This is a genomic window from Burkholderia catarinensis, assembly GCF_001883705.2.
Classification (GTDB): domain Bacteria; phylum Pseudomonadota; class Gammaproteobacteria; order Burkholderiales; family Burkholderiaceae; genus Burkholderia; species Burkholderia catarinensis.
This window is the reverse complement of record NZ_MDEQ02000030.1, coordinates 12,419-30,755: the sequence shown is the minus strand read 5'-3', so window position 1 is coordinate 30,755 and position 18,337 is coordinate 12,419. Positions and strand designations below refer to the sequence as shown.

Annotated in this window: 16 protein-coding genes and 1 tRNA gene; 11 read left to right on the top strand and 6 right to left on the bottom strand. The window is 67.0% G+C overall.

Going from position 1 to position 18,337, the window contains the following annotated elements:
* Positions 1–50: 50 nt before the first annotated feature.
* From BFF94_RS32125 to trxB, 3 genes are all read right to left on the bottom strand, one after another.
* On the bottom strand, positions 51–674 hold the full coding sequence (locus BFF94_RS32125; RefSeq protein WP_128843816.1) for a trimeric intracellular cation channel family protein: 624 nt from the start codon (positions 672–674) through the stop codon (positions 51–53).
* Positions 661–1,440 carry a Smr/MutS family protein gene (locus tag BFF94_RS32120; RefSeq protein WP_128843815.1) on the bottom strand — a complete coding sequence of 260 codons (780 nt, stop codon included), beginning with the start codon at positions 1,438–1,440 and terminating at the stop codon, positions 661–663. Before BFF94_RS32120 ends, BFF94_RS32125 begins: the two co-directional genes overlap by 14 nt.
* A gap of 135 nt (positions 1,441–1,575) precedes the next feature.
* Positions 1,576–2,538: a thioredoxin-disulfide reductase gene (gene trxB / locus BFF94_RS32115; protein ID WP_128843814.1), complete on the bottom strand. Its 963-nt coding sequence runs from the start codon at positions 2,536–2,538 to the stop codon at positions 1,576–1,578.
* A gap of 395 nt (positions 2,539–2,933) precedes the next feature.
* Between trxB and BFF94_RS32110 the strand changes: the two genes are divergently transcribed.
* The 3 genes from BFF94_RS32110 (at position 2,934) to BFF94_RS32100 (ending at position 7,469) form a co-directional block, all read left to right on the top strand.
* Positions 2,934–5,243, top strand: coding sequence for a DNA translocase FtsK (locus tag BFF94_RS32110; RefSeq protein ID WP_128844200.1), 2,310 nt, complete (start codon positions 2,934–2,936; stop codon positions 5,241–5,243).
* 46 nt (positions 5,244–5,289) lie between these two features.
* Positions 5,290–5,979, top strand: a complete 690-nt coding sequence (lolA, locus tag BFF94_RS32105; RefSeq protein WP_128844203.1) for an outer membrane lipoprotein chaperone LolA — start codon at positions 5,290–5,292, stop codon at positions 5,977–5,979.
* Positions 5,980–6,158: 179 nt separating this feature from the next.
* Positions 6,159–7,469, top strand: a complete 1,311-nt coding sequence (locus tag BFF94_RS32100; RefSeq protein WP_128844206.1) for a replication-associated recombination protein A — start codon at positions 6,159–6,161, stop codon at positions 7,467–7,469.
* A gap of 33 nt (positions 7,470–7,502) precedes the next feature.
* On the opposite strand, the gene BFF94_RS32095 is transcribed toward BFF94_RS32100, so the two are convergent.
* Positions 7,503–7,772, bottom strand: a complete 270-nt coding sequence (locus tag BFF94_RS32095; RefSeq protein ID WP_128844208.1) for a DUF2164 domain-containing protein — start codon at positions 7,770–7,772, stop codon at positions 7,503–7,505.
* 263 nt (positions 7,773–8,035) lie between these two features.
* Here BFF94_RS32095 and serS point away from each other — a divergent pair, with 263 nt between their 5' ends.
* The 3 genes from serS to BFF94_RS32080 all read left to right on the top strand — a co-directional run bounded on the left by serS (position 8,036) and on the right by BFF94_RS32080 (position 11,459).
* Positions 8,036–9,337: a serine--tRNA ligase gene (serS, locus tag BFF94_RS32090; protein WP_128844211.1), complete on the top strand. Its 1,302-nt coding sequence runs from the start codon at positions 8,036–8,038 to the stop codon at positions 9,335–9,337.
* Between the two features lie 114 nt (positions 9,338–9,451).
* Positions 9,452–9,542 (top strand) — tRNA-Ser (locus BFF94_RS32085).
* A 381-nt stretch (positions 9,543–9,923) separates the two neighbouring features.
* Positions 9,924–11,459, top strand: a complete 1,536-nt coding sequence (locus tag BFF94_RS32080; protein ID WP_219140249.1) for a methyl-accepting chemotaxis protein — start codon at positions 9,924–9,926, stop codon at positions 11,457–11,459.
* A 115-nt stretch (positions 11,460–11,574) separates the two neighbouring features.
* Here BFF94_RS32080 and BFF94_RS32075 read toward each other — a convergent pair whose 3' ends face one another.
* Positions 11,575–12,735 (bottom strand): alkane 1-monooxygenase, encoded by a 1,161-nt coding sequence (locus tag BFF94_RS32075; protein ID WP_128846438.1) that lies wholly within the window; start codon positions 12,733–12,735, stop codon positions 11,575–11,577.
* 669 nt (positions 12,736–13,404) lie between these two features.
* Between BFF94_RS32075 and BFF94_RS32070 the strand changes: the two genes are divergently transcribed.
* The 5 genes from BFF94_RS32070 to BFF94_RS32050 all read left to right on the top strand — a co-directional run bounded on the left by BFF94_RS32070 (position 13,405) and on the right by BFF94_RS32050 (position 16,572).
* On the top strand, positions 13,405–13,917 hold the full coding sequence (locus tag BFF94_RS32070) for a GNAT family N-acetyltransferase (protein ID WP_162285569.1): 513 nt from the start codon (positions 13,405–13,407) through the stop codon (positions 13,915–13,917).
* Between the two features lie 168 nt (positions 13,918–14,085).
* Positions 14,086–14,868, top strand: a complete 783-nt coding sequence (gene minC, locus BFF94_RS32065; RefSeq protein WP_219140257.1) for a septum site-determining protein MinC — start codon at positions 14,086–14,088, stop codon at positions 14,866–14,868.
* Positions 14,869–14,927: 59 nt separating this feature from the next.
* Positions 14,928–15,743, top strand: coding sequence for a septum site-determining protein MinD (gene minD, locus BFF94_RS32060; RefSeq protein WP_128846443.1), 816 nt, complete (start codon positions 14,928–14,930; stop codon positions 15,741–15,743).
* A gap of 12 nt (positions 15,744–15,755) precedes the next feature.
* Positions 15,756–16,010 (top strand): cell division topological specificity factor MinE, encoded by a 255-nt coding sequence (minE, locus tag BFF94_RS32055; RefSeq protein ID WP_006750836.1) that lies wholly within the window; start codon positions 15,756–15,758, stop codon positions 16,008–16,010.
* A 160-nt stretch (positions 16,011–16,170) separates the two neighbouring features.
* On the top strand, positions 16,171–16,572 hold the full coding sequence (locus BFF94_RS32050; protein ID WP_128846445.1) for a YXWGXW repeat-containing protein: 402 nt from the start codon (positions 16,171–16,173) through the stop codon (positions 16,570–16,572).
* A 116-nt stretch (positions 16,573–16,688) separates the two neighbouring features.
* Here BFF94_RS32050 and BFF94_RS32045 read toward each other — a convergent pair whose 3' ends face one another.
* Positions 16,689–18,236: a chloride channel protein gene (locus tag BFF94_RS32045; protein ID WP_219140248.1), complete on the bottom strand. Its 1,548-nt coding sequence runs from the start codon at positions 18,234–18,236 to the stop codon at positions 16,689–16,691.
* Positions 18,237–18,337 lie beyond the last annotated feature (101 nt).

The following is an 18,337-nucleotide window of genomic DNA, read 5'->3' as shown; positions in this document are numbered from 1 at the left end:
CTTTTGTTTGGGTGATGCGGTTGACGCTGTCGTCGGTGCCCAAGTGCCGCTCAGTGCGGCAGCCGCACGTCGAACTTGAACGTCGCGAGCCGCGCGACGAGGATGAAGCCGGTCGCGAGCAGCACGCTGTACACCGAGTCGAACTGCAGCCACACGAGCAGCAGGTAGAACCAGCAGCCGACGAACGCACAGGTCGCGTACGGCCGCGAATCGCGCAGGATCAGCGGGATGTCGTTGCACAGCACGTCGCGGACGATCCCGCCCACCACGCCCGTGATCACGCCCATCATCACCGCGATGAAGCGCGGCATCTCGGCGTCGAGCGCGATCGCCGTGCCCGAGATGCTGAAGATGCCGAGCCCGATCGCGTCGGCGATCAGCAGCAGCCGTTCGGCCGACAGCCGCGACAGCATCCGCAGCACGAACGGCGCGAACAGCGCGAGCACGAAGATCGCGATCACGTAGTCGTCGTGCACGACCCAGTAGAACGGCCGGCGCTCGAGCAGGATGTCGCGCAGCGTGCCGCCGCCGAACGCGGTCGCGAGCGCGACGACGAACGTGCCGACCGAGTCGAGGCGGTTCTTGCGTGCCTCGATGAAGCCCGAAATCGCAAAGGCCAGCGTCGCGATCGCCTCCAGGATTGCGATCGCGAGCGTCAGCCTAGGATGCGGCACGCGGCCCCCGGTCGGCGGGCACCGCAAGCGGCTGCAGCAGCACGAGCACCGCGCCCGCGCCGCCGTCGTTGCCGCGCGCCTCGCAGAACGCGATCACTTCTTCCTTCTGCACGAGCCACGCGCGTACCTTGCCTTTCAGCACCGGCTCCTTGCCGATCGAACCGAGCCCCTTGCCGTGGATCACGCGCAGGCAGCGCAGTCCTTTCTTGCCGGCCTCGCGGATGAAGTCGGCCAGCGCGTCGCGCGCCTCGTCGCGGCGCATGCCGTGCAGGTCGATCTGCGCCTGCACGATCCACGCGCCGCTGCGCAGCTTGCGCACGACGTCGCGGCTGATGCCGGGGCGGTGGTAATACAGCGATTCGTCGCTGTCGAGCAGCGTCTCGGGATCGAATTCGTCGGACAGCGTCGCGTTCAGCACGTCTTCCTCGTCGCGCTGCGTCTGCTTCGGCACCGGGTCCGGCGGCGTGCGGCCGGACGCCGCGCGCGGCGGCGCGTTCAGCGGCTGGATCGTGCCGATTTCGTTGCGGAACAGGTTCGCGTCGGCTTCCGCCTTGCGCTCGGCCTTCGCGGTTTCGATGCGCGTGCGCTCGCGGCGCTCGGCTTCGCCTTGCAGCGACTTGCGCAATGCGCCGAGGCCGGCGAGACCCTGGCCGCGCAACGCGGCCGGATCGGGCGCGGGCGGCGGGGCAGCCGGCGCCGGGTTCGCGGGACGGGCGGCGATCTTCCGCTTTGCGGGATCGCTCGGATGGGGCTGGTTCTTCGCCATGATTCGGTAGCAGGGCAGGCGCGTTCGGGCGCGCGGGCAAAAAAAAGCCGCTGCGCGGCGGCAGCGGCTTTCCGGTCGAGCCCGCTTCGCGGCAGCGGACGCCATTGTAGCGCCCGGCGCGGCAAGGCTTGCGGCTTACTTCTTGTCGTGCAGGCTTTCGAGGTAGCGCTGCGCATCGAGCGCGGCCATGCAGCCCGTGCCCGCACTCGTGATCGCCTGGCGGTACACGTTGTCCTGCACGTCGCCCGCGGCGAACACGCCCGCGACGCTCGTCGACGTCGCATTGCCGTGCAGGCCGCTCTTCGTCAGGATGTAGCCGTCCTTCATCTCGAGCTGGCCCTGGAACAGGTCGGTGTTCGGCTTGTGGCCGATTGCGACGAACACGCCCTGCACGTTGAGGTCTTCCGTCGCGCCGGTCTTCACGTTCTTGATGCGCAAGCCCGTGACGCCCGAACTCTCGCCGGTCACTTCGTCGAGCACGTGATCCCACTTGATCTCGACGGCGCCTTCCTTTTCCTTCTCCAGCAGGCGGTCGATCAGGATCGGCTCCGCGCGGAACTTGTCGCGGCGGTGGATCACCGTGACCTTCTTCGCGATGCCCGTCAGGTAGAGCGCTTCCTCGACGGCCGTGTTGCCGCCGCCGATCACCGCGACTTCCTGGCCGCGATAGAAGAAGCCGTCGCAGGTCGCGCAGGCCGACACGCCCTTGCCCATGAACGCTTCCTCGGACGGCAGGCCGAGATACTGCGCGGACGCGCCGGTCGCGATGATCAGCGAGTCGCACGTGTATTCGCCCGAGTCGCCGATCAGGCGGATCGGCTGCTCGTGCAGTTTCGCGGTGTGGATATGGTCGAACACGATTTCGGTGTTGAAGCGCTCGGCGTGCTCGAGGAAGCGCGCCATCAGCTCCGGACCCTGCACGCCTTTCGCGTCTGCCGGCCAGTTTTCGACATCGGTCGTGGTCATCAGCTGGCCGCCCTGCGCGATGCCGGTGACCAGCACCGGGGACAGGTTGGCGCGTGCCGCGTAGACGGCGGCCGTGTAGCCGGCGGGGCCGGAACCGAGAATCAGGACTTTGGCGTGTTTGGGCGTGGACATGTGCGAATCCGTAAAAGGCGGCCGCGGCGGGCGGGTAGGCTCGCCGTACGATCCGGGTTGACCGGGGGATGCCGTCATAGATGGGTATCAGACGCGCATTATAAAGGTCCCGTTGCTGCGTTGCCGAACGAGAGTTTCAATCGCGGCGATAGCGTTTCGCGGTGGGCTTCCCGCGCCGGCGCGGCGGGCCGGGCGGCCGGCCGGCATGCGGCGGCGCGTCGTCGCACGCCCTCCGCAACGGCGCAGCCGGCCGGTTTTGAGCGCCTGCGACGCCGGCTCGGCACCCAGGCCCTGTTATGTAACCGTCATTTACACTTGGCGGCCCGGTGCAGCGTTTACAATAAGCGGGATCGAACGACAGGCGGGCGTACAGCCCGTCCTCTTTATACGGATTCATGGCAAAAGCTCCTTATTCCGCCCCGGCACAGGCGTTGCCGCACCGGATGTCGAAGCTCCTCACGGAGATCCGCTGGATTCTCCAGGTCGCGCTCGGCGCATTTCTGGTGATGGCCCTGCTGAGCTACAGCCGGCGCGATCCGAGCTGGACGCACGCCGCCCAGGTGGATCACATCTCGAACTGGGCCGGTCGCGTCGGCGCGTGGACGGCCGACATCATCCTGCTGCTGTTCGGCCTGTCGGCCTACTGGCTGATCGTGCCGCTCGGGCGGCGCATCGCGGTCAACTACCGCCGCATCACGCGCCACGAGGCGGTCGCGGACGAACCCGAGCGGCCGATCGGCTGGCTCACCGAAATCTTCTCGTTCGTGCTCGTCGTGCTCGCGTGCGACGGCATCGAGGCGCTGCGCATGTGGTCGCTGAAGGTGCAGTTGCCGCGCGCGCCGGGCGGCGTCGTCGGCGAGGCCGTCGCCGGTGCGATGTCGCACGCGTTCGGCTTCACCGGAGGTACGCTGCTGCTGCTGATCGCGCTGGCGATCGGCCTGTCGCTGTATTTCCGCTTTTCGTGGCTGTCGGTCTCCGAGCGCGTCGGCGGCGCGATCCTGTCCGCCGTCAACGTCGCGAAGCTGCGCCGGGAGGCCGAGCGCGACCGCAAGCTCGGCGAGGCCGCGGCCGTGCGCCGCGAAGGCAAGGTCGAAGAGGAGCGCGTGCGCATCGAGGATCACGAGCCCGTGACGATCGTGCCGCCGGTCGTCACGCCGGCGAAGTCCGAGCGCGTCGAGCGGGAGCGCCAGGTGCCGCTCTTCACCGACCTGCCGGGCGATTCGACGCTGCCGCCGGTGTCGCTGCTCGATTCCGCGCCGAAGACGCAGGAGGCGATTTCCGCCGATACGCTCGAATTCACGTCGCGCCTGATCGAGAAGAAGCTGAAGGACTTCGGCGTCGAGGCGAGCGTCGTCGCCGCGTATCCGGGCCCGGTCGTCACGCGCTACGAGATCGAGCCGGCCACCGGCGTGAAGGGCAGCCAGATCGTCAACCTTGCGAAGGATATCGCCCGCTCGCTGTCGCTCGTGTCGATCCGCGTCGTCGAGACGATCCCCGGCAAGAACTACATGGCGCTCGAGCTGCCGAACCAGCGCCGCCAGACGGTGCACCTGTCCGAGATCATCGGTTCCGAGGTGTATGCGGCCGCGTCGTCGGCGCTGACGCTGAGCCTCGGCAAGGACATCGGCGGCAAGCCCGTGTGCGCGGATCTCGCGAAGATGCCGCACCTGCTCGTCGCCGGCACGACCGGTTCGGGCAAGTCGGTCGGGATCAACGCGATGATCCTGTCGTTGCTGTACAAGGCGACCGCCGAGCAGGTGCGCCTGATCCTGATCGATCCGAAGATGCTCGAAATGAGCGTCTATGAAGGCATTCCGCACCTGCTGTGCCCGGTCGTCACCGACATGCGCCAGGCCGGCCATGCGCTGAACTGGACGGTCGCGGAAATGGAGCGCCGCTACAAGCTGATGAGCAAGCTCGGCGTGCGCAATCTCGCGGGCTACAACAACAAGATCGACGAAGCGGCGAAGCGCGAGGAGAAGCTGCCGAATCCGTTCAGCCTGACGCCGGAAGATCCTGAGCCGCTCGGCCGCCTGCCGAACATCGTCGTCGTGATCGACGAGCTGGCCGACTTGATGATGGTCGTCGGCAAGAAGGTCGAGGAGCTGATCGCACGGATCGCGCAGAAGGCGCGCGCGGCCGGCATCCACCTGATCCTGGCCACGCAGCGTCCGTCCGTCGACGTGATCACCGGCCTGATCAAGGCGAACGTGCCGACGCGGATCGCGTTCCAGGTGTCGTCGAAGATCGATTCGCGCACGATTCTCGACCAGATGGGCGCCGAGTCGCTGCTCGGGATGGGCGACATGCTGTACCTGCCGCCCGGCTCGGGGCTGCCCGTGCGCGTGCACGGCGCGTTCGTCGCCGACGACGAAGTGCATCGCGTCGTCGAGAAACTCAAGGAGCACGGCGAGCCGAACTACGTCGAGGGCCTGCTCGAAGGCGGCACCGCCGACGGCGACGAGGGCTCGGCCGGCGCGGGAACCGGCGAAGCCGGCGGCGAGTCTGATCCGCTGTACGACCAGGCGGTCGAGATCGTCGTCAAGAACCGCCGCGCGTCGATCTCGCTCGTGCAGCGACATCTGCGGATCGGCTATAACCGCGCGGCGCGGCTGCTCGAGCAGATGGAGCAGTCGGGGCTCGTGTCGGCGATGTCGTCGAGCGGCAACCGCGAAATTCTTGTGCCGGCGCGCGACGCGGAATGAGTCCGCGGCGCCCGCAGCGCCGGCCACCCAGGGAGAAAACCGCAATATGCAGCAACATTCGTTCGCATTGTCCCTTCGTTCGACGCGGCGCTGGCTCGGCGCGGCGCTCGCCGGCGCATCGCTGATGCTCGCGGCGACGCACGCGTTCGCGGGCGGCACCGAGCAATTGAAGGCATTCGTGTCGCAGGTGCGTTCGGCGAAGGGCGACTTCACGCAGCAGATCGTCAAGGCGCCGAGCAAGGGCGCGAGCGCCGTGCAGGCCGCGCCGAAGCCCACCGACAATTCGAGCGGCACGTTCGTGTTCGCGCGTCCGGGCAAGTTTATCTGGACGTACCAGAAGCCGTACCAGCAGGTGCTGCAGGCCGACGGCGACAAGCTCTACGTGTACGACCGCGACCTGAACCAGGTCACCGAGCGCAAGCTGAACGGCGCGCTGGGGGCGAGCCCGGCCGCGATCCTGTTCGGCAGCAACGATCTCGACAAGAACTACACGCTGCGCGACGCCGGAGAGAAGGGCGGCATCGAGTGGCTCGAGATGCTGCCGAAGGCGCAGGACACGCAGTTCCAGCGGATCGGCATCGGCTTCCGGAACGGCACGCTCGCCGCGATGGAGCTGCACGACGTGTTCGGCAATGTCACGCTGCTGACGTTTACGAACATCCAGACGAATCCGCCGCTGAAGGGCGATACGTTCAAGTTCGTCGTGCCGAAGGGCGCCGACGTGATTACCGGCTGACCGGGCGCCGCGCGCCGCGCTCTCGCGGAACGGGCCTGCCGGCGACGGCAGGCCCGTTTTGTTTACGGGCGCGGGCTTCAGGCGTGGGCACCGGGCACGGCGGCGCCATCGCACGGCTGTCATAATGTCGGGTCCGGCGGCCGGTTCGGCCGCTACCGTTTGATGTGGAGCGAGGGTTCATGTCCGACCTGTTTCAAGTCGAGCCGCGCCGGCCGCTCGCCGAGGCGCTGCGGCCGAAGACGCTCGCCGAGGTGATCGGCCAGACGCATTTGCTGGGCGAAGGCAAGCCGCTGCGGCTCGCGTTCGAATCGGGCAAGCCGCATTCGATGATCCTGTGGGGGCCGCCCGGCGTCGGCAAGACGACGCTCGCGCGGCTCACCGCGCTCGCGTTCGACTGCGAGTTCATTGCGCTGTCCGCGGTGCTCGGCGGCGTGAAGGACATCCGCGAGTCGATGGAGCAGGCGAAGGACACGCTGAACCGCTCCGGCCGCCACACGATCCTGTTCGTCGACGAGATCCACCGCTTCAACAAGGGGCAGCAGGATGCATTGCTGCCGTTCGTCGAGTCGGGGCTCGTGACCTTTATCGGCGCGACGACCGAGAACCCGAGCTTCGAGGTCAACTCGGCATTGCTGTCGCGTGCGCAGGTGTACGTGCTGAAGTCGCTGGACGACGACGAGATGCGCCAGTTGCTGAAGCGCGCGCAGGGAATCGCGCTCGACGGCCTCGCGTTCGACGACAAGGCGATCGATACGCTGGTCGGCTACGCGGACGGCGATGCGCGGCGCTTCCTGAACCTGCTCGAGCAGGCGCAAACAGCGGCGACGTCGGCCGGTGTCGCGACGATCGATGCCGAATTCGTCAGCAGCGCGATGACGCTGAACGCACGCCGCTTCGACAAGGGCGGCGACAATTTCTACGACCAGATCTCGGCGCTGCACAAGTCGGTGCGCGGTTCGAGCCCGGACGGCGCGCTGTACTGGTTCTGCCGGATGATCGACGGCGGCGCGGATCCGAAGTATCTCGCACGGCGGATCGTGCGGATGGCGTGGGAAGACATCGGCCTCGCCGATCCGCGCGCGCTGCAGATGGCGAACGACGCGGCCGAAACCTACGAGCGGCTCGGCTCGCCGGAGGGCGAACTCGCGCTAGGGCAGGCGGTGATCTATCTCGCGTGCGCGGCGAAGAGCAATGCGGGCTACAACGCGTTCAACCAGGCAATGGCGTTCGTGAAGCAGGACAAGTCGCGCGAGGTGCCCGTGCATCTGCGCAATGCGCCGACCAAGCTGATGAAGGAACTCGGCTACGGTCACGCATACCGTTACGCGCACGACGAGCCGAATGCGTATGCGGCCGGCGAGACGTACCTGCCGGACGGGATCCGCGAGCCGCGCTGGTACCAGCCGGTGCCGCGCGGGCTCGAATCGAAGATCGCCGACAAGCTTGCCTGGCTGCGCGAACTCGATCGCGAGGCCGGCAAGAAGGACTGACGGGCAGGCGCGGCCTGCGCCGCCGCGGATGCGTCAGCGCTTGCGACCCGGCTGTTGTTTCTTCCAGTAGTCGAACGGCTCCTCGTGGCATTCGATGTCGAGCTCGGCGACCCGCGCATGCAGGCGTTCCTGCGCATCGGCGATCGCGAGGTTGTAGATCGCCGGCGCGATTTCCTCGACGAAGAAGTGCAGCAGCGCGCCGGCCTGGATGTTGCCGATCGGCTCGTCCATGTTTTCCGTGAAATAGCGTTGCAGCGACGCGATTGCGCGGTCGCGCACATCCTTGTCCAGTTCGATGGCCATCTGATTCCTTGAGTTGCGGTACGGGCGGCAGGTGCTTCGTTCGATGCGTTGCCGCGGGCGGGCGCGGGCGTTTCGCGGTTCCGCAGCGGTCTGATGCCGTGCGACTCGCCGGCTGCCGAGCGGCGGAACGGCAATGCGATACTGCCATGGCCATCGCACCACGGTCATCGCCCGTTTGAGGCATTGTCCGTTCGCCCGGTGCCGTGGCAGCCGCGCGGTGCGTTAGAATTCCCGCCTTACACAACGATTTTCCAAGTCCTCCCATGCTCGACATCCAGTTGCTGCGCAAAGACCTCGACGGCGTCGCCAAGCGCCTCGCCGATCGCGGCTACACCCTCGACGTTGCCGCATTCTCCGCACTCGAAGCGGAACGCCGCGCGATCCAGACCCATACCGAAGAGCTCCAGGCGCGCCGCAACAGCCTGTCGAAGCAGATCGGCGCGATGAAGGGGAAGGGCGAGGACACGTCGGCCGTGATGGCTGAGGTCGGCGGGATCGGCGACGAAATGAAGGCGTCGGAAGCCAAGCTCGGCGACATCCAGGCGCGCCTGTCCGACCTGATGCTGGGCATGCCGAACGTCGCGCACGAAAGCGTGCCGGTCGGCAGGGACGAAGCCGACAACGTCGAGGCACGCCGCTGGGGCACGCCGCGCCAGTTCGATTTCGCGGTGAAGGATCACGTCGATGTCGGCACGCCGCTCGGCCTCGATTTCGAGACGGGCGCGAAGCTTGCCGGCGCGCGCTTCACGATGCTGCGCGGCCCGATCGCGCGCCTGCACCGTGCACTCGCGCAGTTCATGATCGATACGCACACGCAGCAGCACGGCTACACCGAGACGTACACGCCGTACATCGTGAACCCGGAGATCCTCTACGGCACGGGCCAGTTGCCGAAGTTCGCGGACGACATGTTCCGGGTCGAGAAGGGCGGCGCCGAGAACACGGTCACGCAATACCTGATCTCCACGTCCGAGATCTCGCTGACGAACACCGTGCGCGAGTCGATCGTCGACGCGTCCGCGCTGCCGATCAAGCTGACCGCGCATTCCCCGTGCTTCCGCTCGGAAGCCGGTTCGTACGGCCGGGATACGCGCGGGATGATCCGCCAGCACCAGTTCGACAAGGTCGAGATGGTGCAGGTCGTCGCGCCGGAAGCATCGTACGCGGCGCTCGACGAGATGGTCGGCCATGCGGAAGCGATCCTGCAGAAGCTCGGCCTGCCGTACCGCGTGATCACGCTGTGCACGGGCGACATGGGCTTCTCGGCCGCGAAGACGTTCGACCTCGAGGTGTGGCTGCCCGCGCAGAAGACTTATCGCGAGATCTCGAGCTGCTCGAACACCGAGTCGTTTCAGGCGCGCCGGATGCAGGCGCGTTTCCGCAACGCGCAGGGCAAGCCCGAACTCGTGCATACGCTGAACGGTTCGGGTCTCGCGGTCGGCCGCACGCTCGTCGCGGTGCTGGAGAACTACCAGAACGCGGACGGCTCGGTCACGGTGCCGGACGTGCTGCGTCCGTACATGGGCGGCATGGAGCGGATCGACGCGCCTACACAGGCGTCGTGAGGCAGGCTTCCAGGTCCTCGCAAAAAATTTGCTGAAAGGGCTTGTCAGCTCAGAAGAGATGATCTTATAATCTTTCTTTCTCGGAAACGACCAGCCGGGAAATGCAGCAAGGAAGGAGAGGTGGCAGAGTGGTCGAATGTACCTGACTCGAAATCAGGCGTACGGTTTCCCCGTACCGTGGGTTCGAATCCCACCCTCTCCGCCAAAATACGAAGCCCCTTGATCCGGAAGGATCAAGGGGTTTTTCGTTTTGGGTCCGCGGCGTGTGTGTCGATTGCCGCTTGTAGCCAGGCGGTCGTGGTGCTCGACTACCGGTGCGTCACGCTCGCACCACTGTCGATCGAGGCCGATCTCATCCGGTTCGATGCGTTGCTCGGCTTCCGCTGACCCGCCATGTATCGCTGGGTGGCGGGCCCGCGCACTGCCGCGACATCCCGGCCACGTGCGACGCATCCGACCTGACCCAGCCCGCACTGCGCCCCCGCCGCTTTCCTCAGCTTTAAGCCTTCGCTTCCCGCGCCGTTAACACGGTGCGGTGGCCGGCGCTCGTGCCGGGCCGCATCGTTCCCCGTCGATTCAAGGTTCCATGAAGCTGAGCTACAAGATTCCCCTCGCATTCGCCGTCGCGCTGCTGCTGATGTTCGGAGGTGCGCTGTACGGTATCCACATTCTCAATCGGTCGATCGATACGTTCGCCGAAGACGTGCAGACGAACGTCGGCGACGAGCGGCTCGCGTCGGCCACGCTCGTGCAGTTCAAGCTGCAGGTGCAGGAATGGAAGGACACGCTGTTGCGCGGCAAGCAGCCCGACAAGCTCGACCGGTACTGGCAGGCGTTCCAGACGCGCGAGCGGACGGTCGATTCGCTCGCCGCGCAGCTCGTCCGTCAGTTGCCGCCCGGCGAGAGCCGCTCGCTCGTCGAGCAGTTCATGCGCGCACACACGGCGATGGGCGACGGGTACCGGCGCGGTTTCGACGCGTTCAAGGCCGCCGGCTTCGAGCCGTCGGCCGGCGACGCCGCCGTGGCTGGCGTCGACCGTGAGCCCGCGGCGCTGCTGGAGCGGGCAGCGAAGTCGATCGCCGACGAGAGCGCCGCCGTGTCGGCGCAGGCGAGCCGCGACGCGCAGCGTGCGACTACCGCGAGCCTCGCGCTGATGCTGGTCGTGCTCGGCGTCGCGATGGTCGGCGCATTCCTGTTCAGCCGCGCGATCCTGCGTCCGCTCGACCGTGCGGTGGCGTGCGCGCAGGCCGTCGCCGAAGGCGACCTGACGCGCGATGTCGATGCAACCGGCCGCGACGAGATCGCCGACCTGCTGCGCGCGCTGCAGGCGATGCAGGCAAGCCTGTCGGGTGTCGTGCTTGAAGTGCGTACGCATGCCGAAGCCGTTGCGACGGCAAGCGCGCAGATCGCGTCGGGCAATCACGACCTGTCGTCGCGCACCGAGGCGCAGGCTGCGTCGCTCGAGGAGACGGCCGCCAGCATGACCGAACTCACGGACAGCGTGCGTCAGTCGGCCGAGCACGCGCAGCACGCGGCGCAGCTTGCACGCGACGCGTCGAATATCGCGTCAGCGGGCGGCGGCGTGATGACGGACGCCGTCGACACGATGAACGGCATCGCCGACAGCGCGGCGAAAGTCGGCGAGATCATCGCGGTGATCGACGGTATCGCGTTCCAGACCAACATCCTCGCGCTGAATGCGGCAGTCGAGGCGGCCCGCGCGGGCGAACAGGGGCGCGGCTTCGCGGTCGTCGCGGCGGAGGTGCGCACGCTCGCGCAGCGCAGCGCCGCCGCCGCGAAGGAGATCAAGGGGTTGATCGAGCAATCGACGCAGCGGGTCGACGAGGGCGCCGTGCTGATCGGCCGCGCGGGCGAATCGATTCACGAGATCGTGGGCGCGGTGCAGCGGGTCACGACGATCGTCGGCGAGATATCGTCCGCGTCGCAGGAGCAGAGCGGCGGCATCCAGCAGGTGAACGTCGCGGTGACGCAGATGGATGAAGCGACGCAGCGCAACGCGGCGCTCGTCGAGCAGGCATCGGCTGCGACGCAGGCGCTGGCCGAGCAGGCGAGCGCACTGCGGCACGCGGTGGCCGTGTTCAGGCTGCCGGAAATGGCGTGACGGCGTCGCCGTCGCGCCGGACTTCGACGGAACCGGGAGGCTGGTGCGGCGACGGCTTTCAGCGGCGCGCGACGTCGCGCACAGGCGTCAACTTCCACCGGCCCGTCACCCGCGATCACGCCGCGGCCGGATACTGCGCGAGCACCCTGGCGCGGATCGACGGCTTGATGTTCGATTGCGCCATGTCGCCGCCGTAGTGCGCGACGACGCGCGGATTCATCACGCGATACCAGAGCGGCGGCACATACGCGAACAGGATCATCGTCGCGTAGCCGGCCGGCAGTTGCGGCGCATCATCGAAGTGGCGCAGCGCCTGGTACGAGCGCGTCGGATTCGCGTGATGATCGGCGTGCCGTTGCAACTGGTACAGGAACAGGTTGGTAACGACGTGGTTGCTGTTCCACGAATGCTGCGGCGTGCAGCGTTCGTAGCGGCCGCTCGGCAGCTTGCGGCGGCCGAGCCCGTAGTGCTCGACGTAGTTCACGACTTCGAGCAGCGACGCGCCGTAGACGGCCTGGATCACGAGGAACGGGATCGCCGCGTTGCCGGCCATCGCGATCGCGATGCCCCACACGACGACGGTCATCGCCCATGCGTGCAGCACCTCGTTGCGCCAGGTCCACGGCGAATGCCCGAGCCGTTCGAGGCGTGCCTTTTCGAGCCGCCACGCCGAGCGGATGCTGCCGGTCACGGTGCGCGGCAGGAACGCCCAGAACGACTCGCCGTAGCGCGCGCTCGCCGGATCCTCGGCCGTCGCGACGCGCACGTGGTGACCGCGGTTGTGCTCGACGTAGAAGTGGCCGTACGCGACCGGCGCGAGCGTGATCTTCGCGAGCCAGCGCTCGAAGCGGTTGGTCTTGTGCCCGAGCTCGTGCGCGGTATTGATCGAGATGCCGGTCGCGGTGCCGAGCGACAGCGCGAAGCCGACGTAGTCGTACCACGCGAGCGCATGCGTGCCGACGATCCACACGCACGTGAAGAACGCGACGTATTCGACGAAGGTCGCGAGATAGACGATGAACCGGTAATAGCGCTCCCGTTCGAGGTGCGGCACGACGGCCTCGGGCGGATTGTCGCGATCGTCGCCGATCAGCGTGTCGAGGATCGGGATCACGCCGAACGCGAACAGCGGGCCGAACCACCAGAACACGTGAAGGCCCGTCGACAGCGCGAGCTGGGCGGCGAGGATCGGCAGCGTGATCGTCAGCGCGCCGAGCAGCCACAGGTAACGCTTGCCATCCGACCAGCTCGAAGCCGATCCGTCGGTCATTGCCATTGTCTCCCTCCTGTCGGCCGGCCCGGGGGCGGCCGCATGCACGGTTGTTCGAATCCTCGTCGGTCCGCGACGCGCGCGCGGCGGCACCGGATCGTTGCCCGGTTCTGCCTGTTATACGACCCATGCGCACGCTTGCCAAACTCCGGCGCTAGGCTCGAGGCTCCAAACGGAGGGGCGCGTGCGGCGCATGCCAGGAAGGGCCGGCACGCGCTGATTGAAACATGCGGGGGGAGGCCGGGTCGGCCCGTGCGATCCGCATGTTTGTCAGATGAATGGTGCGACGTGACGCGCGTGGGCGTCGCCCCGCGGGTTCACAACAAATGGTGCGTCGCAATAAGCAGAGCGGGGAGAGTGTCGGCAGGAGGCGCTTTTTGGTTGTATATATTACGGATCGTTACGATCTCCCGGGCGAAACGCGAAGCGATTCGAAACGCGCCTGCCGCGCATCGCAAGGCGAACGGGACGTGGCATTGAACGAAGCGGTCCTGGTCGTCGTCCGACGGCACGCATCGAGCTGACGATGCTGCACCTGCACATCGGCGGCCGGCCCCGCCGCTGCAGGCGCCTGCTGCCTTTCGATTCGCGCCGCCGTTTGAAAATAACGATTTGACTCGTGCCCTGCTTTCGGTTGAAGCTAATAGCTTGCTGTCCGAAGGGGGCTGTACCTGCATGAGTTCGACCTTGACCGTTCGTCGTATCGCTGCCGAACAGGGCGGCGTGTATCGCGAACTCCGCGCCGCATCGCTGCGTGAGCCCTATGCGCCCGGCGAAGCGCCGGAGGCCGAATTGCTGAACGTCGAAACGGACGCAGCGTCGGCGATCGCCGCGCAGCGCGCCGTGTCCGACGAGTCGACGACTTTCCTGCTGTACACCGAAGGCCATCCGGCCGGCATGATCGGCGCGTACTTCGACAACACGCCCGAGCGGCGTGCATTCGTCAGCGAGCTGTGGGTCGCGCACGCGGTGCGCCATCTGCGCGGCGGCGTGTTGCTGCTGGAAACGGCCACCGCGTGGCTCGCCGAGCGCGGCGCCAACGACGTCTACGCATGGATTGCCGATGCGAACCGCAACGCGATCCGTTTCTACGAGCGTGCGGGTTTCGGCAACACCGGCGAACATGCACCGATCGCGCGGATGCCCGGCGCGATGAAATCGCTGTTCGTGTCGCAGGTGAAACCCTGACGCGACGTCAAAACACGGGCCGCGCGGCGCGATGAGGGCCCGGCCGCCCCTTTGCCCGCCAGCCTGCCGGGTGCGCGCCCGCCCGGGCCGTGGCAACCCCGAGTCCCAAAAATAATGGCCGCGCGCGTGGACGCCTGTAAAATACGCAAAAATTTTTGCAGAGTGTCCATGTCGCTTAAAAAATCGCCATTCTTCGAGCTGCGCAGCGGATCGGTCGATACGTTGCTGTTCACCGTGAAGACGACCGATCTCGATGCGTTGCGTACCGAACTGGTCAAGCGCTTCGAAGCGACCCCCGAATTTTTCGCCGACGATGTCGTCGCGATCGACGTGCGCCGCCTGGCTGACGGCGAACGCGTCGCGCTCGCGGACATCCGCCAGATGCTGAACGACGTGCGGATGCGCCCGGTGGGCGTCGTCGCATTGGCGACGCAGGGCTGGGCGGGGGAAGCCGGCCTGCCGTTGCTCGAGGCGCGCGATCGCCGCGCGCCGACCGCGAAGCATGCCGACGAAGCGGAACCGATGCCGGCACCCGTCGTCGAGGCCGCCGCTGCGGCAGCCGCAGCGGCGCCCGAACCGTCGTCCGAGCCGGCGCCGACGCTGTTGCAGTCGGGCGGCCAGACGCTCGTGATCGACCGGCCGTTGCGTTCCGGGCAGCAGATTTACGCGAAAGGAGACCTCGTGGTGCTCGCGCCGGTCAGTCACGGCGCGGAGATCATCGCGGAAGGCAATATCCACATCTACGCGCCGTTGCGCGGCCGCGCACTCGCGGGCGTGCACGGCAATCACGACGCGCGCATTTTCTGCACGTGTCTCGAACCGGAACTGATTTCGATCGCGGGTATCTATCGAACAACCGAGAACCCGCTGCCCACCGACGTACTGGGCAAGTCGGTGCAGATCCGGCTCGAAGAGGAAAAACTGATGATTGAACCGCTGCGCCTGACGTAATTCACGCGGTGCGCTCCGGATCGATCGGCTCTCATTGACGAACACAGGGTATTGGGTAAATGGCAAAAATCATCGTGGTGACCTCGGGCAAGGGCGGCGTTGGCAAGACGACGACGAGCGCGAGCTTCGCGTCCGGTATCGCGCTGCGTGGCCACAAGACGGCCGTGATCGACTTTGACGTCGGCCTGCGCAACCTCGACCTCATCATGGGCTGCGAGCGGCGCGTGGTGTACGACCTCGTGAACGTGATCCAGGGCGAAGCGAACCTGAACCAGGCGCTGATCAAGGACAAGAAGTGCGAGAACCTGTTCATCCTGCCGGCGTCGCAGACGCGCGACAAGGATGCGCTGACGCGCGACGGCGTCGAGAAGGTACTGAACGACCTCGTCGCGATGGACTTCGAATACATCGTCTGCGATTCGCCGGCCGGTATCGAAGCCGGCGCGCTGCACGCGATGTACTTCGCGGATGAAGCGCTGATCGTCACGAACCCGGAAGTGTCGTCGGTGCGCGACTCGGACCGCATTCTCGGCATCCTGTCGTCGAAGACGAAGCGCGGGAGCGAAGGCAAGGAGCCCATCAAGGAGCACCTGCTGATCACGCGTTACAGCCCGAAGCGCGTGAGCGAAGGCGAGATGCTGTCGCTCGAGGACATCAGCGAGATCCTGCGCATCAAGCTGATCGGCGTGGTGCCCGAGTCGGAAGCCGTGCTGCACGCTTCGAACCAGGGTTTGCCGGCCGTGCATATCGACGGCACCGACGTTGCGGAAGCGTACAAGGACGTCGTCGCTCGCTTCCTCGGCGAGGACAAGCCGCTGCGCTTCACCGATTACCAGAAGCCGGGCCTGCTGCAGCGCCTCTTCGGCAGCAAGTAACGGAGGCCGCCCATGTCCATCCTTTCGTTTCTCCTCGGCGAGAAGAAGAAGTCCGCATCGGTCGCGAAGGAGCGCCTGCAGCTCATCATCGCGCACGAGCGGGTTGGCGGCCGGCCGCCGGCCGATTACCTGCCGGCGCTGCAGAAGGAGCTGGTCGCGGTCATCTCGAAGTACGTCCGTATTTCGAACGATGACATCCGCGTGAGCCTCGAGCGCCAGGACGACCTCGAAGTCCTCGAAGTGAAGATCGAGATCCCGCAAGCCTGACCCTTGCCGGTGTCCCTCCGCACGGCGGCTGCTGCCGCCGTGCGCGTCTTACGCCCTGTTGCACTTTCGGGCACGCCGTAACACGGCGTCTGTCGGCCGTAATCGACCCTCCCGCATTGAACGAATACGCTCGCGTTACTTGTTCAACCAGGAGGTTGTGATGGCTGTCTCTACCGTTCAACGTCGTATCGTTTCGCTCGCGCTGTTTGCCGCGGGCCTGTCAGCCGTCGTCGCGCCGTTTGCCGCGCATGCGGACGAGATTCTCGTCGGCACGCCCGTGATCGCGCAGCAGGGGCGCGTGGTCATCGCCGAGCCGGTCGCCGTCCGCACCGAGGAAATCGTCGTCGTCGCGCCGAACGCGCCGCCGCCGGTGCGCTACGAGGTCGTGCCGACCGCACGGGTGGGATATGTGTGGGAGCGCGGGCACTGGCACTGGGATCATGGCCGCTACGCGTGGATCGGCGGTCACTGGGAAGCCGAGCGCGTCGGCATGCAATGGGTGCCGGGCCACTGGAACCAGCGCGGTCCGAACTGGTTCTGGACCCGTGGCCACTGGGCATGACGGAGGCGCGTGATGAAAAGAACCGCCATCGCCATTGCGCTCGTCGCGATCACGCTGGCCGGGTGCATCGTCGTGCCGGCGCGGCCCGTCTACTACCGGCCGGCGCCCGTCGTGATCTACTGAGCGTCGCGCGGGCCGGGTCGTGCCGGGTCGTGTGCGCCGGCCGCAGCCGGCCCGCCGTCGTGCGGCGCCGGCGCGGCCGCTGCGTCGGCGCCCGGCGTCGCGGCGGCCGGCTCGTCGCTGCCTTCGTCGCGCAGCGTATCGAGCGGATCGGCGGGCGCGGCGGTCGCGTCCTGCGGCTCGGTGACGCCTGTCGCCGCCGCGCCCGTCGCGGTTGCCGCGACGTGCTCGGTGGCCGTGACGGGCGGCGCGAGATAGCGCTGCGCGAGCGTTTCGTAGAGCGGCGGTGCGAAAAAGCGCGACACGCGGCTCGACACCAACGCGGTGGCCATCAGCGAAATCACGAGCGCGTGACCGTTGATCATCTCCATCACGATCACGAACGACGTGATCGGCGACTGCGTGACGGCCGCGAGATAGCCGACCATCGCGAGCGCGATCAGCATCGGCAGGTTCATGTTGCTGAACACGATGTGCAGCAGGTTGCCGAACCCGGCGCCGATCGACAGCGACGGCGCGAAGATCCCGCCCGGGATGCCCGGCAGGTACGACGCGACCATCGATACCATCTTCAGGAACGGGTAGAACACCGACAGGTGCTGGCTGCCGTCGAGCAGGCCGCGCGCCTCGGCATAGCCGCTGCCGAAGGTCGTGCCGCCGGATACGAGGCCGACGACGGCGATCGTGAAGCCGCACAGCGCGGCGAACTTGATCGGCCGTTCGCGATACAGGCCCAGCAGTTGCGCGGGTAGCCAGCGTCCGGTGTTGAGCAGCAGCCAGCAGAACAGGCCGCCCGCGATGCCCGTCACGATCGCGGTGACCAGCACCGCGAGTGCCAGCAGCTTCGGGAAGTGAGGGCCGGCGTCGATCGTGCCGAAATACGTGTAGTTGCCGTTCAGGCCGAGCGCGACCACGCCGGCGAGGATGATGGCGGTGATCAGCACGCCGCTGGCGCGCGCGGAGAAGCTGCGCGTCAGCTCCTCGATCGCGAACACGATCCCGGCGAGCGGCGTATTGAACGCGGCCGACAGCCCGGCCGCCGCGCCGGCAAGCACCAGCTGGCGTTCGATCTGCGCGTTCGAGCGAGGGTAGAAGCGCCGCAGGTTGAACATCAGCGCCGCGCCGACCTGCACGGTCGGCCCCTCGCGCCCGATCGTGAAGCCGCCCAGGATGCCGAGGAACGAGATCAGCACCTTGCCGAACAGGATGCGCAGCGTCAGCAGCCGGGCGCCGAACGCGCTCGGGCGCGCATGCAGCGTCGCGATCACCTGCGGGATGCCGCTGCCCTCCGCGCCGCGGAAGAACCGGCGTGTGATCCACGCCGACGCGGCGGCAATGGCCGGCGTCAGCAGCAGCGGCAGCCACACGGCATGATCGCGCATCGCGCGGAAGGTCTCGTAGCCCCAGTCGATCAGCCGCGCGTAGAGCACGGCTGCGAGGCCGACGACGATCGCGCCGAGCCAGAATACGCCGTACTGGCGCCAGATGCGAAGCGAGCGACGGGTGAGAGCGGGAAACAGGGCGGGAAGGGCGGGGCGTGGCATCGATGGGGCCCGGGGGCAAAGTGGCGATTATAAAAAGACCGGAGCCGCGCTATGCTACGCACCTGAAGTATTTTGTTGCAAATGTAATTCACGCGTAATGT

Coding starts and splice junctions, on each gene's coding strand:
- BFF94_RS32120 (WP_128843815.1), bottom strand. CDS start 1,440: ATGGCGAAGAACCAGCCCCATCCGAGCGATCCCGCAAAGCGGAAGATC.
- trxB (WP_128843814.1), bottom strand. CDS start 2,538: ATGTCCACGCCCAAACACGCCAAAGTCCTGATTCTCGGTTCCGGCCCC.
- BFF94_RS32110 (WP_128844200.1), top strand. CDS start 2,934: ATGGCAAAAGCTCCTTATTCCGCCCCGGCACAGGCGTTGCCGCACCGG.
- lolA (WP_128844203.1), top strand. CDS start 5,290: ATGCAGCAACATTCGTTCGCATTGTCCCTTCGTTCGACGCGGCGCTGG.
- BFF94_RS32100 (WP_128844206.1), top strand. CDS start 6,159: ATGTCCGACCTGTTTCAAGTCGAGCCGCGCCGGCCGCTCGCCGAGGCG.
- BFF94_RS32095 (WP_128844208.1), bottom strand. CDS start 7,772: ATGGCCATCGAACTGGACAAGGATGTGCGCGACCGCGCAATCGCGTCG.
- serS (WP_128844211.1), top strand. CDS start 8,036: ATGCTCGACATCCAGTTGCTGCGCAAAGACCTCGACGGCGTCGCCAAG.
- BFF94_RS32080 (WP_219140249.1), top strand. CDS start 9,924: ATGAAGCTGAGCTACAAGATTCCCCTCGCATTCGCCGTCGCGCTGCTG.
- BFF94_RS32075 (WP_128846438.1), bottom strand. CDS start 12,735: ATGGCAATGACCGACGGATCGGCTTCGAGCTGGTCGGATGGCAAGCGT.
- BFF94_RS32070 (WP_162285569.1), top strand. CDS start 13,405: ATGAGTTCGACCTTGACCGTTCGTCGTATCGCTGCCGAACAGGGCGGC.
- minC (WP_219140257.1), top strand. CDS start 14,086: ATGTCGCTTAAAAAATCGCCATTCTTCGAGCTGCGCAGCGGATCGGTC.
- minD (WP_128846443.1), top strand. CDS start 14,928: ATGGCAAAAATCATCGTGGTGACCTCGGGCAAGGGCGGCGTTGGCAAG.
- minE (WP_006750836.1), top strand. CDS start 15,756: ATGTCCATCCTTTCGTTTCTCCTCGGCGAGAAGAAGAAGTCCGCATCG.
- BFF94_RS32050 (WP_128846445.1), top strand. CDS start 16,171: ATGGCTGTCTCTACCGTTCAACGTCGTATCGTTTCGCTCGCGCTGTTT.
- BFF94_RS32045 (WP_219140248.1), bottom strand. CDS start 18,236: ATGCCACGCCCCGCCCTTCCCGCCCTGTTTCCCGCTCTCACCCGTCGC.